This window comes from Bradyrhizobium sp. KBS0727, assembly GCF_005937885.2.
GTDB lineage: Bacteria > Pseudomonadota > Alphaproteobacteria > Rhizobiales > Xanthobacteraceae > Bradyrhizobium.
Window position 1 is genome coordinate 843,914 of sequence record NZ_CP042176.1, and the last position, 13,486, is coordinate 857,399.

At 65.1% G+C, this 13,486-nt stretch carries 12 protein-coding genes; 5 read left to right on the forward strand and 7 right to left on the reverse strand.

Translation table 11 applies throughout. The annotated features are described in order from the left end of the window. Nucleotides 1–26: 26 nt before the first annotated feature. The 5 genes from FFI89_RS03955 to FFI89_RS03975 form a co-directional block, all read right to left on the reverse strand. On the reverse strand, nucleotides 27–1,349 hold the full coding sequence (locus tag FFI89_RS03955) for an MATE family efflux transporter (RefSeq protein WP_138833096.1): 1,323 nt from the start codon (nucleotides 1,347–1,349) through the stop codon (nucleotides 27–29). Nucleotides 1,350–1,351: 2 nt separating this feature from the next. Continuing rightward, nucleotides 1,352–2,086, reverse strand: a complete 735-nt coding sequence (locus FFI89_RS03960; protein ID WP_138833098.1) for an MBL fold metallo-hydrolase — start codon at nucleotides 2,084–2,086, stop codon at nucleotides 1,352–1,354. Between the two features lie 22 nt (nucleotides 2,087–2,108). Then, the gene (locus FFI89_RS03965) at nucleotides 2,109–2,411 is read right to left on the reverse strand and encodes a DUF6460 domain-containing protein (protein WP_138833100.1); all 303 of its coding nucleotides are present in this window, start codon (nucleotides 2,409–2,411) and stop codon (nucleotides 2,109–2,111) included. 101 nt (nucleotides 2,412–2,512) lie between these two features. Further along, nucleotides 2,513–4,324, reverse strand: coding sequence for a cisplatin damage response ATP-dependent DNA ligase (locus tag FFI89_RS03970; protein WP_138833101.1), 1,812 nt, complete (start codon nucleotides 4,322–4,324; stop codon nucleotides 2,513–2,515). Then, nucleotides 4,321–5,382, reverse strand: a complete 1,062-nt coding sequence (locus FFI89_RS03975; RefSeq protein ID WP_138833103.1) for a ligase-associated DNA damage response exonuclease — start codon at nucleotides 5,380–5,382, stop codon at nucleotides 4,321–4,323. The genes FFI89_RS03970 and FFI89_RS03975 overlap by 4 nt, the downstream gene beginning before the upstream one ends. Nucleotides 5,383–5,545: 163 nt before the next feature. Between FFI89_RS03975 and FFI89_RS03980 the strand changes: the two genes are divergently transcribed. The 4 genes from FFI89_RS03980 (at nucleotide 5,546) to pdeM (ending at nucleotide 11,327) form a co-directional block, all read left to right on the forward strand. Further along, on the forward strand, nucleotides 5,546–6,472 hold the full coding sequence (locus tag FFI89_RS03980; RefSeq protein ID WP_138833105.1) for a class I SAM-dependent methyltransferase: 927 nt from the start codon (nucleotides 5,546–5,548) through the stop codon (nucleotides 6,470–6,472). Between the two features lie 94 nt (nucleotides 6,473–6,566). Then, entirely contained in the window at nucleotides 6,567–7,796 is a 1,230-nt protein-coding gene (locus FFI89_RS03985) for an ABC transporter substrate-binding protein (RefSeq protein ID WP_138833107.1), read from the forward strand. Between the two features lie 84 nt (nucleotides 7,797–7,880). Next, on the forward strand, nucleotides 7,881–10,613 hold the full coding sequence (locus FFI89_RS03990) for a ligase-associated DNA damage response DEXH box helicase (RefSeq protein WP_246669357.1): 2,733 nt from the start codon (nucleotides 7,881–7,883) through the stop codon (nucleotides 10,611–10,613). 42 nt (nucleotides 10,614–10,655) lie between these two features. Further along, nucleotides 10,656–11,327: a ligase-associated DNA damage response endonuclease PdeM gene (pdeM, locus tag FFI89_RS03995; RefSeq protein WP_168213142.1), complete on the forward strand. Its 672-nt coding sequence runs from the start codon at nucleotides 10,656–10,658 to the stop codon at nucleotides 11,325–11,327. Between the two features lie 31 nt (nucleotides 11,328–11,358). On the opposite strand, the gene FFI89_RS04000 is transcribed toward pdeM, so the two are convergent. Together FFI89_RS04000 and FFI89_RS04005 are read right to left on the reverse strand one after the other, a co-directional pair. Further along, on the reverse strand, nucleotides 11,359–11,559 hold the full coding sequence (locus tag FFI89_RS04000; RefSeq protein ID WP_138833111.1) for a hypothetical protein: 201 nt from the start codon (nucleotides 11,557–11,559) through the stop codon (nucleotides 11,359–11,361). Nucleotides 11,560–11,579: 20 nt separating this feature from the next. Then, nucleotides 11,580–12,443, reverse strand: coding sequence for a LysR family transcriptional regulator (locus tag FFI89_RS04005; protein ID WP_138833113.1), 864 nt, complete (start codon nucleotides 12,441–12,443; stop codon nucleotides 11,580–11,582). Between the two features lie 96 nt (nucleotides 12,444–12,539). Between FFI89_RS04005 and FFI89_RS04010 the strand changes: the two genes are divergently transcribed. Further along, a complete protein-coding gene (locus FFI89_RS04010; protein ID WP_138833114.1) occupies nucleotides 12,540–13,475 on the forward strand; it encodes a DMT family transporter in 936 nt (311 codons plus the stop codon). Nucleotides 13,476–13,486: the final 11 nt, after the last annotated feature.

Genomic DNA, 13,486 nt, shown 5'->3' on the forward strand with positions numbered 1-13,486 from the left:
AACGGGGAGAAGGGGAAAACAAACCGTCACGCCGTAAACGACTTCCGCAGCAACACCGGATAGCGCAGCGCCTCGAGTCCGCCGCGGGCGGCGTAATGCACCAGCAGTGCGCCCCACAGTCCGGCATTGCCGAACGAGCGCAGCGCGAACCAGGCGGCAAGAAAGACCAGCAGCGACAGCACCATCAGGTTGCGCATGTCACGGGCCCAGGTGGCGCCGATATAGACGCCGTCATAGGCAAAGGCGAACACGCCGAGCAGCGGCGCAAACACCACGAACGGCAGGTAGTCGCGGGCGACCCGCCGCACCTCGGTGTTGGCACTCATCATGTCGATGAACGAGGTCCCGAACAGCGCGAAGCTTGCGGCGACGGCAATCGCAAAGACAAAGCCCCAGATCAGCACCAGCCGCACCGCGCCGGCGAAAGCGGGCTTGTTGCGGGCGCCATAGGCGCGGCCGCAAAGCTGTTCGGCGGCGTTGGCGAGGCCGTCGAGGAAGAACGCGCTGATCAAAAGGAAATTGTTCAGCACCGCATTGGCCGCGAGCGTCATGTCGCCGGCGCGGGCGCCTTGCGCGGTGAAGAACAGGAATGCCGTGATCAGCGACGCGGTGCGGATCATGATGTCGCGGTTGACCGCGAGCATGCGCATCAGCTTGACGCGGTCGAACAACGTCGCCCGCGCCACCGCCAATTGCCCCTGCAGGCGACGCGCGATCACGACGCCGAGCAGAAGCCCCGCCGCTTCCGCGATCACGGCGGCGATCGCCGCCCCGGCGATACCGAAGTCGAACACCAGAACCAGCAGCATCGTCGCCGCCATGTTGATGAGGTTGATGGTGATCTGGGTGCCGAGCGCCAGTTTGGCGCGGGCCTGTCCGATCAGCCAGCCAAGCACGACGTAGTTGCCGAGCGCCAGCGGCGCCGACCAGATCCGGATCGTGAAATAGGTTTTGGCGGCGCGGGTGACGCCCTCGCTGCCGCCCATCGCGCCCAGCAAAACCGTGGCCAGCGGGATCTGCAACACGATGAGCCCTGCGCCGATCAGCGCCGCGACGATGAAGCCGCGTACCAGGATCGCGCGCAATTCGCTGGTTTCGCCGGCGCCCAGCGACTGCGCGGTGAAGGCGACCGTGCTCATGCGCAGGAACGCGAACAGCCAGAACATGCAGTCGAACAGCACCGAGGCCATCGCCACGCCGCCGAGCAGCGTGGCGTCGCCGAGCCGCCCGATCGCCGTGGTCGAGACGATGCCGATCAGCGGCGTGGTCAGGTTCGCGACCATCGCCGGACCGGCGATGGCGAACACCTGCGCTGTCGTGACCTTCGAGGGAGCCGCGGGCGAATGCATGGCTAGAACTCGACGATCATGCCGTCGGCGGCGGTGACATAAGAGAGCTCGTGCAGCCGTCCGAGCAGGTCGTCGCTCATATGCGTGAGCACGAGACGTTTGGCGTTGATCTCGGGCAAATGCGCTTCCAGCGTTTTCAGGCTGAGATGATTTCTGACGACCTTGTCGTAGTAATACGCTTCCGCGACGAACAGGTCGGCGTTCTGCGCCGCCGGGATCAGCGTCTGCGTCCATTCGGTGTCGGCGCTGTAGGCGATGACGCGGCCTTCGGCCTCGATCCGGTAGGCCAGAAACGGCCCGCCGGATTCGCCATGGACCACCGGGTAGGGCGTGACCCTGATATCGCCGAAGCTCCGGCTTTGTTCGGGAGCGAGCGCCACGACCGACAGATCGAAGCGCGGCCTGGCTTTCGAGGAATGCTCGAACAACGTCTCCATCAATTGGGTCAGCTTCGCCTCGATGCCTGCCGGGCCCGCGATCACCAGCGGACGGCTCCGCCGCGTGAACTGCGCGTCGAGCAGCAGGAACGGCAGCCCGCCGAAATGGTCGCCATGAAAATGGGTGATCAGGATCAGGTCGATATCGTCGCTGATGATGCCGAGGCGCTTCAGCCCCGGCAGCGACGATGCGCCGCAGTCGATCAGGAAATTGACGCGGCTGCCCGTGACGTGGAAACTGGTGTTGAGCCTGCCGCCCGAGCCCAGCGCGTCACCGCAGCCGACGAATTGCAGTTGCATCGGCTGCCCGCTTTTCGAAGGTCTATCGTCCGCGCGGCGCGCCGAACATCCGCGACAGCAGCCAGACCGGAATCACGATCACGGCGCCGAGCAGGAAGTAACGCCACAGCCAGTTGACGGCGTCGAAGCCGAGATCCCAGAGCCGCCGGAACAGGGTCTGGATGCTGTGCAGGATATTCCAGGGATCGAACCCGATCACCGAGAGCACCACGCCGACCAGCACCGACAGCAGGATCAGCCGGAACGCCACCGACAGCGGCGAGCCGCCGAGAAAGCGGTACAGGCCGTCATTGCCGGCCGGCAAGTCTCTGACGTCGTTGGGCATCGGTCTCTCCCGCGGGATTCTGCCCGCACAGTATAGGTCAAGGCAGGGCACATGGGGAACCCGCGTTGGGGCGTCAATGGCAGCCATGCGCGGTTGGCACCTTAATTTGTTGTCACATTCTTTAACATCCGCTCCAGCGTCTCCAGCCGGTCGGCCTCGCGCGGCGGTTTGTCCCAGCGCAGCCTATTGATGCGCGGAAACCGCATCGCGACGCCGGATTTGTGCCGTGGCGAGCGGGCGAGCCCCTCAAAGGCCACTTCCAGCACCAGGCCCTGGTCCGGCTCATGCACGACATGGCGCACCGGGCCGAACTTTTCGGTGGTGTTGCGGCGGACGAAGCGGTCGATCTGCAGCAGTTCCTCGTCGGTGAAGCCGAAATAGGCCTTGCCGACCGGCACCAGTTGCTCGCCGTCCTCTCCGTTCGTCCAGACGCCGAACGTGTAGTCCGAATAATAGGACGAACGCTTGCCGTGGCCGCGTTGCGCATACATCAGCACCGTATCGATCAAATGCGGATCGCGCTTCCACTTCCACCACTGGCCTTTGGGACGGCCCGGCAGATAAAGTGCGTCGCGCCGCTTCAGCATGACGCCTTCGACGGCGTCGGCGTCCTCACCTGCACCGGCGCTGGCGGGATCGGCACGTGCGGCCGTCAGCCCGTCCCAGCTATCGAAGGCGACCGTCGGCGATAGATCAATACGCGGGTCGTCGAGTTTTTTGATGAAAGCCTGCAGCCGCGCGCGGCGTTCGACAAACGTCAATTCGCGCAGATCGGTCTCGTCGTCGGCGAGCAAGTCGTAGGCGCGGAGGTGGATCGGATATTCCTTGATGAGTTTCGGCGACACGACTTTTCGGTTCAGCCGTTGCTGCAGCACGTTGAAGGTCTGCACGCGGCCGTCGCGCAGCACCAGCAATTCGCCGTCGACGGCGCCTGGCAAATGCAGCGAGGGCGTGAGGTCCGGAAAGCTCTTGGTGATGTCTTCGCCGCTGCGCGAATAGAGCCGCGTCTGCAGATGGCCGCGTTCGTCGCGGCCCGAAACCGCCTGCACGCGAATGCCGTCCCATTTCCATTCGGCGATGAAGTCTGTCGGATCGAGATTGGGGAAATCCGCATCCTCGATCGCATGCGCCAGCATCACCGGGCGGAACGGGGTCGGATCGCGATTGACCGGCTTGTCGGCCTTCCCCTCCAGCCAGGCGAACAGGTCGAGATAGGGCGGGGTAAGCCCCGGCCACATCAGTTCGACCTCGTGCGGGTCCTTATTTCCGAGCGCGGCCGCCGCCGTCTTCGCCAGCCGCGCCGAAACCCCGATCCGCATCGCGCCGGTGACGAGTTTCAACAGCGCCCAGCGGCCGGTCTCGTCGAGTTCGTCGAGCCAGCGCGTGAGCTGTTTCGGCAGTTCGGTTTTGCCGAGGGTGCGCAGTGTGATGACGACCTCGGAGAGGGTGGGGGGAGGTGGATTGTTGTGGCGGTTCGGCGCGAGTGCCGCATCTTCCTTACCTCTCCCGCTTGCGGGGGAGGTCGGAGCGCTCGACAGCGCCCTTGCGCTGTTGGGCGATCCGGGTGGGGGCTCTTTCTCCCCAGTGAGCAAGCGGCCAGACCCCCACCCCGGCCCTCCCCCGCAAGCGGGAGAGGGGGAAGATTTCGGCCACATCAGCGCCACCGTCTCCGAGAGATCGCCAACGTAATCATACGACAACCCGAACAGCACCGGGTCGGTGCGGTCCGTAATCAGGTCGCGAATTAGCCCCGGCTTGGCGTGCTTGAATGACAGCGCGCCGGTCAGCGCCGCCAGCGCGTAGCCGCGGTCGGGATCAGGAGTCTCGCGAAAATACCCGGTGATCAGCCGCAGCTTGTTGTTGCGGCCGGGCTCGTAGGCGAGACGGTCTAGTAGTTCGGCGAAGCGATTCATGCATCGGTCTCGCCGGCGGCCTCGTCGGCCGCGGTCTTATCGGATTCGTGCTCGTGCTCGTCCTCGTCGCCATAGCCGACCAGAGCCAGTGGCCGCGCGGCAAGGCCGCGTGTCTGGCACCAATGCACCAGTGCGTCTTCCTGGCCGTGGGTGACCCAGATCTCGCCGGCGCCGGTGGCTGAAATGGTCGCGGTCAGCCCGTCCCAGTCGGCGTGATCTGAAATCACCAACGGCAATTCGACGCCGCGTTGCCGGGCGCGCGCCCGCACCCGCATCCAGCCCGAGGCAAATGCAGTCACCGGATCGGGAAAACGTCTGGTCCAGATGTCCGATGTGGCCGATGGCGGCGCCAGCGTGATGGTGCCGGCGAGGTCGGCCTTCTTCATGCCCTTGACCGGGCGCAGTTCGCCGAGCGCGACGCCGCGGCTCTGATAATAGGAAGTGATCTGCTCCATCGCGCCGTGCAGATAGATCGGCGCGTCGTAGCCCGCCAAACGAAGCAGCGCGATGACGCGTTGCGCCTTGCCGAGCGAGTAGGCACCGACCAGATGCGCGCGCTCCGGAAACAGCGCAACCGACGCCAACAGCTTCCTCACCTCATCCGCCGCGTTGCCGTGGCGGAACACCGGCAAACCAAAGGTGGCTTCGGTGATGAAAACGTCGCACGGCACCACCTCGAACGGCGTGCAGGTCGGATCGGGGGCGTCCTTGTAGTCGCCGGACGCGACGATGCAGGTGTCCTTGCAGGATACCGCAATTTGCGCCGAGCCCAGCACATGGCCGGCCGGGTGAAATTTTATCGTCACTTCGCCGAGCCGCAGTTCCTCGCCGTAAGCGATCGCCTGCGTGGTACCGGCGAAATTGTCGCCATAGCGCAGCCGCATCATGTCGAGCGTCTCTTGCGTCGCCAGCACGGCGCCGTGACCCGGCCGTGCGTGGTCGGAATGGCCGTGGGTAATGACGGCGCGCTTGACCGGCCGGACCGGGTCGATATGGAAGCCGCCCGGCTTGCAGCACAAGCCGGCGGGAGCTGGCAGCAGGAGGTCTTGCGGACGCATCGGAGTAATATAGGGCCTTTGGTCCGGACTTTTAGTCGCCCTGCGCGGGCTTGACCTGCGCATAGGTCTTCCGGAAAAATCCGGAATCGATGACCGGGGATACAGGCGGGTTTACGCCGTTGGCACAAGCGACTAAGCCCCGGCGATGATGAATGTGGTTCCGATGCCCGCGCGACTGTTTCTCTCCTCCGGCGATCTGATGGCCGACCGCCGGTTCGAATTCGCGCGCGACCTTCAATTGAAGGGCGATCTCGCCGCCGCCGCCGATCTGCTCGCGCAGGCGATCGAACTGGCGCCGAAGTTCACCTCGGCCTGGTTCACGCTCGGCGAACTCCGCGAACAGCTCGGCGAGCATGAGGCCGCGATCGCGGCGTTCCGTGCGGCGCAGGCCAGCGAAGCCGTTGATCGCCATGGCGCCGGCCTGCGGCTGATGCGGCTCGGCGCAGCGCCCGTGTCCGGGATGCCGGGGGCCTATGTGCAGGCGCTGTTCGATCAATATGCGCCGCGGTTCGAAGCCTCGCTGGTCGGCGACCTCGGCTATCGCGGCCCGGCGCTGTTGTTCAAGGCGGTGCTGTCGGTGCGCGCGGCCGCGCGAAAGCCGGCCTTCTTCCGGCGCGCAATCGATCTCGGTTGCGGCACCGGGTTGGCTGCCGCGGCCTTCGCCAAGGGAGTCGATCATTTCTTCGGCGTCGACCTGTCGCCGCGCATGATCGAGCGGGCGCGCGACACCGGCCTTTATGCCGAGCTCGAAGTCGCCGACATGCTGCAGGGCCTGCGCGGCAGGCCTGATGCCAGCGCCGATCTGATTCTGGCCGCCGATGCGATGGTCTATGTCGCCGATATTGCGCCGCTGCTGGTGGAGGCCGCGCGCGTGCTGGCCGCCGGTGGCCTGTTCGCCTTCACCGCGGAGACCCATGGCGGCGAGGGCGTCGTCCTCGGCGCGGGGCTGCGCTATGCCCACGCCGCGGAATATGTGCGTGCGGCCGTCGAGGCCGCCGGGCTCACGATGTCGCTGCGCGAGGATCGCTCCGCCCGCAACGAAGATCACGTTCCCGTGCCCGGCCTGGTTGTTATCGCCGAAAAAACTTGAGTCCAGGCGCTACGCGGGTCGCCACGGCGGCAAATTCACTATTGCCGACGCGTTCGGAATGTTCATCATGCGCGCAACCTAGGGAGAGACAACAATGAACAAGAAACAGACGCGCCGCGAGTTCGGCGCCACCGCATTTGCCGCTGCCGCCGCATCCGTCTTGCCGGCGCCGTTCGTCTGGGCTGCGGAGAAGAAATACGATGCCGGCGCCAGCGACACCGAAATCAAGCTCGGACAGACCGTGCCGCATTCCGGCCCCGGCTCGATCTATGGCGTGCTCGGGCGGATCGGCGAGGCCTATTTCCAGATGCTGAACGAGCAGGGCGGCATCAACGGGCGCAAGATCAAGTTCCTCACTATGGACGACGCCTACAGCCCGCCGAAATGCGTCGAGGCAACGCGGCGACTGGTCGAGCAGGATGAAGTGCTGGCGCTGTTCGGCTCGCTCGGCACCGCGCCGCAGACCGCCGTGCACAAATATCTCAATTCCAAGGGCGTACCGCAGCTGATGCTCAACACCGGCGCCTCGAAATGGAACGACCCGAAGAACTACAAATGGACCATGGCGGGCCTGCCGCTGTATCCGACCGAGGCGCGGATTCTCGCCAAGCACGTCGTCGCCACCAAGCCGAATGCGAAGGTCGGCATCCTCTATCAGAACGACGATTTCGGCCGCGATTTCCTTGGGCCCTTCAAGAAAGTGCTGGCGGACGCCGGCGGCACCGCCCAGGTCATCATCGAGCAGACCTACGACCTGACCGAGCCGACGGTCGACAGCCAGCTCATCAACCTCTCGAAGTCGGGCGCGGATGTCTTCTACAACATCTCGACCGGCAAGGCGTCGTCGCAGTCGATCCGCAAGGTCGCGGAGCTCGGCTGGAAGCCGCTGCAATTGTTGTCGGCGGGCTCGACCGGACTTTCGATCCTGCGGGCCGCGGGCCTTGAGAACGCCAAGGACATCGTCGCCATCCGCTATTCCAAGGAGGCCGGCCCCGGCCGCTGGGAAAAGGACAAGGACGTGATGGCGTTCGAGGCGTTGCGCGCCAAATATCTGCCGACGGTCGATCCGGACAACACCATCGCCTATGCCGGTTACGGCCAGGCGGTCTCGATGGGCGAAATCCTGCGCCGCTGCGGCGACGACCTGACCCGCGCCAATGTACTGAAGCAGGCGTCGACGCTGGCCGGCTTCCACTCGCCGTTCTTCCTCGACGACATCAATTTCAGCTACACCCCCGACGACTACTCGCCGATGAAGACGCTGCACATCTCGATCTTCGACGGCAAGGAATGGCAGATTTCCGAGAAGGCGGTGTCGGAGTAACAGGCCGCTCCCTCTCCCCGCTCTTCGCGGGGAGAGGCGATTCAAGCCCTCGACGAAGCCGCCCCGACCGCTTACCTCTTGGGCGTGCCGTCATCAGATCCCTTGCCTTTTGCGCCGCTTGAAACGGCTGCGTTGCTGCCGGACCGTTTTCGCCGATGGTTCGCCTCGCGCGGCTGGTCGCCGCGTGAACATCAGCTCGAACTACTGGCCAAGGCCCGCGACGACCGCTCGGCGCTGCTGATTGCCCCCACCGGCGCCGGCAAGACGCTGGCCGGATTTCTCCCGACACTGGTGGAGTTGAGTGAGCGCTCATCGCCAATGCGCGCATCTCCCCTCCCTCCGCGAAGCGGTGGGGAGGGGTCGGGGGTGGGGGGTCTCTCCGCGAATCATGCGGACACCGAATCTACCGAAACGCCCCCCACCCCCGACCCCTCCCCGCCACGCGCTACGCGCGCGGGAGGAGGGGAGCGGCTCGCGTCGTCGCGCTCGGAACTCATCTCCACCGGCCGCGGCGTGAAACGCAGCGGCGGCCTGCACACCCTCTACATCTCGCCGTTGAAGGCACTCGCGGTCGACATCGCGCGCAACCTGGAGGCGCCGATTGCCGAGATGGGCCTGCCGATCAAGGTCGAGACCCGCACCGGCGACACGCCGGTATCGCGGCGGCAGCGGCAGCGGCGTTATCCGCCCGACATCCTGCTCACTACGCCGGAGCAATTGGCGCTGCTGTTGTCGTCCGACGACGCGCCGTTTTTGTTTGGCTCGCTGAAGCGGATCGTGCTCGACGAACTGCACGCACTGGTCACCTCCAAGCGCGGCGACCTGTTGTCTTTGGGTTTGGCGCGACTTTGGAAACTGGCGCCCGACATGCGCGGCATCGGTCTGTCGGCAACGGTGGCCGAGCCGGAATCGCTGGCGCGGTTTCTGGTGCCGCAGCGTGAGGCTAAGGAAGTGTCCGCCGACATCGTGGTGGCGGGCGGCGCCGCGGCGCCGATCGTGGAAATGCTCGATACCAAAGAGAGGCTGCCGTGGGCCGGCCACAGCGCGCGCCACGCGCTCGGCGAAATGTACGACTTGATCAAGCACAACAAGACGACGCTGATCTTCGTCAACACCCGCAGCCAGGCCGAAATGCTGTTCCAGGATTTCTGGCGCATGAACGAGGACGGCCTCGCCATCGCGCTGCATCATGGCTCGCTCGACGTCGCCCAACGCCGCAAGGTCGAGGACGCGATGTCGGCCGGCAAGCTGCGCGGCGTCGTCTGCACCTCGTCGCTCGATCTCGGTGTCGACTGGGGCGACGTCGATCTCGTCATCAATGTCGGCGCGCCCAAGGGCGCCTCGCGGCTGATGCAGCGAATCGGCCGTGCCAACCACCGCATCGACGAAGCCTCGCGCGCCGTGCTGGTGCCGGCCAATCGGTTTGAGGTGCTGGAATGCGCGGTCGCGATCGACGCGATTGCCGACAATGCGCAGGATACGCCGCCGTTACGAACAGGTGCGCTCGACGTGCTGGCGCAGCACGTGCTCGGCTGCGCCTGCGGCGAGCCGTTCCTCTCCGACGAGCTCTATGCGGAAGTGCTGACGGCGGCGACTTACTCCAGCCTTACGCGCACCGATTTCGACGACGTGGTCGATTTCGTTGCCACCGGCGGCTATGCGCTGAAGAGCTATGAGCGTTTCGCGCGCATCAAGCAGGACAAGAACGGCCGCTGGCGCGTCGCCAATCCCCGGGTGCGGCAAAGCTATCGCCTCAACGTCGGTACCATCGTCGAGGACACGATGCTGAAGGTGAAGCTGGTGCGCTCGCGCGGCGGCGGCTCGGGCTCGACCGGCGCGTTGGGGCGCGGCGGGCGGATGCTCGGCGAAATCGAGGAAGCCTTTATCGAAGGCCTCGTGATCGGCGATACCTTTGTGTTCGGCGGCGAGGTGGTGCGCTACGAAGCGCTCGCCGAAGACAACGTGTACGTCTCCCGTGCCAACGACAAGGACGCCAAGGTGCCGTCCTATATGGGCGGCAAGTTTCCGCTCTCGACCTATCTGGCCGAACGCGTCCGCAAGCTGCTCGACGACAGGCGGCAGTGGAACGCGCTGCCGGATCAGGTGCGCGACTGGCTGTCGCTGCAGCGGAGCTTTTCGCGGGTGCCGGCCGTGCGCGAACTGCTGGTCGAGACCTTTCCGCGCGGCAACAAGCACTACCTGGTTTGCTATCCGTTCGAGGGACGGCTGGCGCACCAGACGCTCGGTATGCTGCTGACGCGGCGGATGGAGCGCATGCGGGTCCGGCCGCTCGGTTTCGTCGCCAATGAATATGCGCTGGCGGTGTGGGGTCTCGGCGACATGTCGTTCATGATCCGCCACGGCAAGCTCGATCTCAACGCGTTGTTCGATCCGGACATGCTGGGCGACGATCTCGAGGCATGGCTGGCCGAATCCGCGCTGATGAAGCGCACGTTCCGGACCTGCGCCGTCATTTCGGGCCTGATCGCGCGGCGTTTCACCGGCGAGGAAAAATCCCGCCGCCAGGTGCTGTTCTCGACCGACCTGATCTACGACGTGCTGCGCAAGCATCAGGCCGATCATGTGCTGTTGCGTGCCGCCCGCGCCGATGCCGCCACCGGGTTGCTCGATCTCAAGCGATTGGGTGATATGCTCTCGCGAATTCAGGGGCGAATCACCCATCGGGAACTCGACCATGTTTCGCCGCTGGCGGTGCCGGTGATGCTGGAAATCGGCCGCGAACAGGTCTATGGCGAGGCGGCCGACGAGTTGCTGGCGGAAGCCGCCGATGAGCTGGTCAAAGAGGCGACAGGATAAAACGTGACGGCAACGGCGCAGGTTTCGGGATACGATCAGGATATGCGCGTCTCGAAGGTTGCCATTGCCGACGTCATGTTCCTCGCCGATCTCTCCGGCGCGCTGTTCTGGCAGGAGCAGCGTTTGCTCGTGGTCTCCGACCTGCATCTGGAAAAGGGTTCCAGCTTCGCCGCGCGCGGCGTGCTGTTGCCGCCCTACGATACCGTGGCAACGTTGAGCCGGCTGGCCGCCGTGATCGCGCGGCATGATCCCCGCATGGTGATCGCGCTCGGCGACAGTTTTCATGACCGCAACGCCCATGAACGGCTGTCGGAACCTGATCGCGCGGCATTGACGGCGATGCAGGCGCGGCGCGACTGGATCTGGATTTCGGGCAATCACGATCCGCACCTGCCGTCCGATCTTGGCGGCGTGGTCGCAAGCGAAGTCGCGATCGGGCCGATCGTGTTTCGCCATGAGCCGACCGGCGTGTCCGGCGAAATCGCCGGCCATCTGCATCCCAAGGCGCGGGTGCCGACGCGAGGTCGCTCGATCGAACGCAGATGTTTTGCATCCGACGGCGAGCGCGCGGTGATGCCGGCCTTCGGCGCCTATACCGGCGGGCTGAGCATCCGCGATCCGGCCTTCGCCAAAATCTTTCGCGCGCCGGGCCTGATGGCGCATGTGCTCGGCGACAACAAGCTGCACGCGATCGCCGCTTCGCGGTGTTATTGAGGCGACCTGCTCTCAACCACCGATGTGGCCGCTACGTTCGGTCGTTAGGTGTCGCATTGATGAAGTCTTCGTAGAGCCAATAGGCGCCGACGGTTCCCAAGAACCCGGACCCCGTGATCATCCACCAACTCCAGACGGGCGAGAACGCCGCAAAGTAAAAAAGAAAGCCGAGCCCGGAGATCATCAACGCCAGAGCAAGCATCAGACTGATTATTCTGCGAGCCTCGCTCATGGTTACCCCGCTTCGATAGATTACGCCGCCTTCGCCTGCACCGTATCGCAGAACTCAGCCAGGCGATCGGCCAGCCGCAACGTCGCCGGGCTGGCGTCGGGCGAGGCTACCAGTGCCACTTCCGTCTTGTCGATCGGCGCAAAACCATCCTTGGCCGTGAGCACGCGATGATCGGCCTGGATCGCGATGTCGGAGAGGATGCTCAGGCCGAGGCCAGCGGCGACCGCGGCCTGGATGCCGGCGAGGCCCGACGAGGTATAGGCCATGTGCCACGATCGCCCCGCGCTTTCGAGCGCGTGGATCGCGCGCGAGCGATAGAGGCAGCCGGCCGGAAAGCCGATCAGGGGCACCGAGCCGGTTTTGCTGTCGATCGGGTGGGTCTTGCTGGTGACCCAGTGCACGCGTTCGGGCCAGACCGCGATGCCGCCCTTCTCGCCGGCATCGCGCTTGAGCAGCGCGAGATCGAGCTCGCCGCGTTCGATATCGCGCCGCAGATAGGTGCTCTGGTCGGCGCGCACATCGAGCCGCAGGCCCGGTCGTGACCGCGAAAATGTCGCCAGCAATTTGGCGAGGCGATAAGCGGCGAAATCCTCGGGGATGCCGAGCTTCACCGCGCCTTCGCTGCCCGGACGCGCCATCACGTCGCGGGCTTCCTCGGCGAGCGCCAGCAGCCGCCGCGCGTAGGACAATAGCCGCTCGCCGGCTTCCGTCGGTGTGACCTCCTTGGCCGTGCGGTTCAACAAGGGTTGGCCGACATCGTCTTCCAGCCGCTTGATCTGCTGGCTGACGGTCGACTGGGTGCGATGGACGCGCTCGCCGGCGCGGGTGAAACCGCCGGCATCGACCACCGAGACGAAACTGCGCAGCAGCTCCAGATCGAGCATTGCGATGCTCCATTTATAAATCCACTGATACTAAGTTTATCATTTAATTTCCAAATATCAAGTCGAGGGCCTACCTGAGGGGAAAGGAGACTTCCCATGTCGCTCGCCCCCTCGGTCGCGGCTCCCCGCGCCGGCTTCAACCCGCTGCCGCTCATTATCGCGCTGTTCTGCCTGCTCTGGAGCTTTGCCTTCGTCGCCGGCAAGATCGGCGTCACCGATTGTCCGCCGCTGATCCTGCTGACGGCGCGGTTTTCGCTGGCGGGGATTGTGATTCTTGCCATCACGGCGTTGCGCGGCGAAGCGTGGTCGTCGCTGACCTGGCGCGATGCCGCGGTGTTTGCTGTTCTCGGCGTCGCCAACAACGCGCTCTATCTCGGGCTCGGTTACACCGGGCTCAAGACGGTGTCCGCCGGCCTCGGCGGCCTCATTGTCAGCGCCAATCCGGTGTTCACCGCAGCACTGGCGGCGCTGTTTCTCGGCGAGGCGTTGACCTGGCGCAAGGTGGCCGGGCTCGTGCTCGGCATCACCGGTGTCGGCTTCATCGTCTGGCACCGCATGTCGGTTGGGTCAGACAGCCTGCACGGCATCCTGTTCACCTTGGCCTCGCTGGCTTCGATCGTGGTCGGCACCATCCTGTTCAAGGTGCTGGCGCCGAACGGCAGTCTCTGGGTCGGCAATGGCGTGCAGAATCTCGCCGCCGGGATCGTGCTGCTGCCGATCGCGTTCACGTTCTCCGACGTCAGCGAGATCGTTCCGAGTGCGCGGCTGCTCGGCGCCTTTGCGTTCCTCGTGTTCGGCGGATCGATCCTCGCTTACCTGCTGTGGTTTCACCTGCTGAAGACGTGCGGCGCCACGGCCGCCAGCGCCTATCACTTCCTGATGCCGCCGCTCGGCATGCTGTTCGCGTTTCTCGTGCTCGGCGAGCACGTCGAATTTCGCGATGTTCTCGGAATCGTTCCGGTCGCGCTCGGCATCTATCTGGTGACCCGCCCCGCGACGGCGACCGGCCGCTCGCAGCCAACGTTCAAGTAAAGGAGAAAATC

What these genes read in the sequence shown, in the direction of transcription:
- FFI89_RS04000 (WP_138833111.1), bottom strand. Translation starts at nt 11,559, where the DNA reads ATGAGCGAGGCTCGCAGAATAATCAGTCTGATGCTTGCTCTGGCGTTG.
- FFI89_RS03960 (WP_138833098.1), bottom strand. Translation starts at nt 2,086, where the DNA reads ATGCAACTGCAATTCGTCGGCTGCGGTGACGCGCTGGGCTCGGGCGGC.
- FFI89_RS04005 (WP_138833113.1), bottom strand. Translation starts at nt 12,443, where the DNA reads ATGCTCGATCTGGAGCTGCTGCGCAGTTTCGTCTCGGTGGTCGATGCC.
- FFI89_RS03985 (WP_138833107.1), top strand. Translation starts at nt 6,567, where the DNA reads ATGAACAAGAAACAGACGCGCCGCGAGTTCGGCGCCACCGCATTTGCC.
- FFI89_RS04010 (WP_138833114.1), top strand. Translation starts at nt 12,540, where the DNA reads ATGTCGCTCGCCCCCTCGGTCGCGGCTCCCCGCGCCGGCTTCAACCCG.
- FFI89_RS03955 (WP_138833096.1), bottom strand. Translation starts at nt 1,349, where the DNA reads ATGCATTCGCCCGCGGCTCCCTCGAAGGTCACGACAGCGCAGGTGTTC.
- FFI89_RS03980 (WP_138833105.1), top strand. Translation starts at nt 5,546, where the DNA reads ATGCCCGCGCGACTGTTTCTCTCCTCCGGCGATCTGATGGCCGACCGC.
- pdeM (WP_168213142.1), top strand. Translation starts at nt 10,656, where the DNA reads ATGCGCGTCTCGAAGGTTGCCATTGCCGACGTCATGTTCCTCGCCGAT.
- FFI89_RS03965 (WP_138833100.1), bottom strand. Translation starts at nt 2,411, where the DNA reads ATGCCCAACGACGTCAGAGACTTGCCGGCCGGCAATGACGGCCTGTAC.
- FFI89_RS03975 (WP_138833103.1), bottom strand. Translation starts at nt 5,382, where the DNA reads ATGCGTCCGCAAGACCTCCTGCTGCCAGCTCCCGCCGGCTTGTGCTGC.
- FFI89_RS03970 (WP_138833101.1), bottom strand. Translation starts at nt 4,324, where the DNA reads ATGAATCGCTTCGCCGAACTACTAGACCGTCTCGCCTACGAGCCCGGC.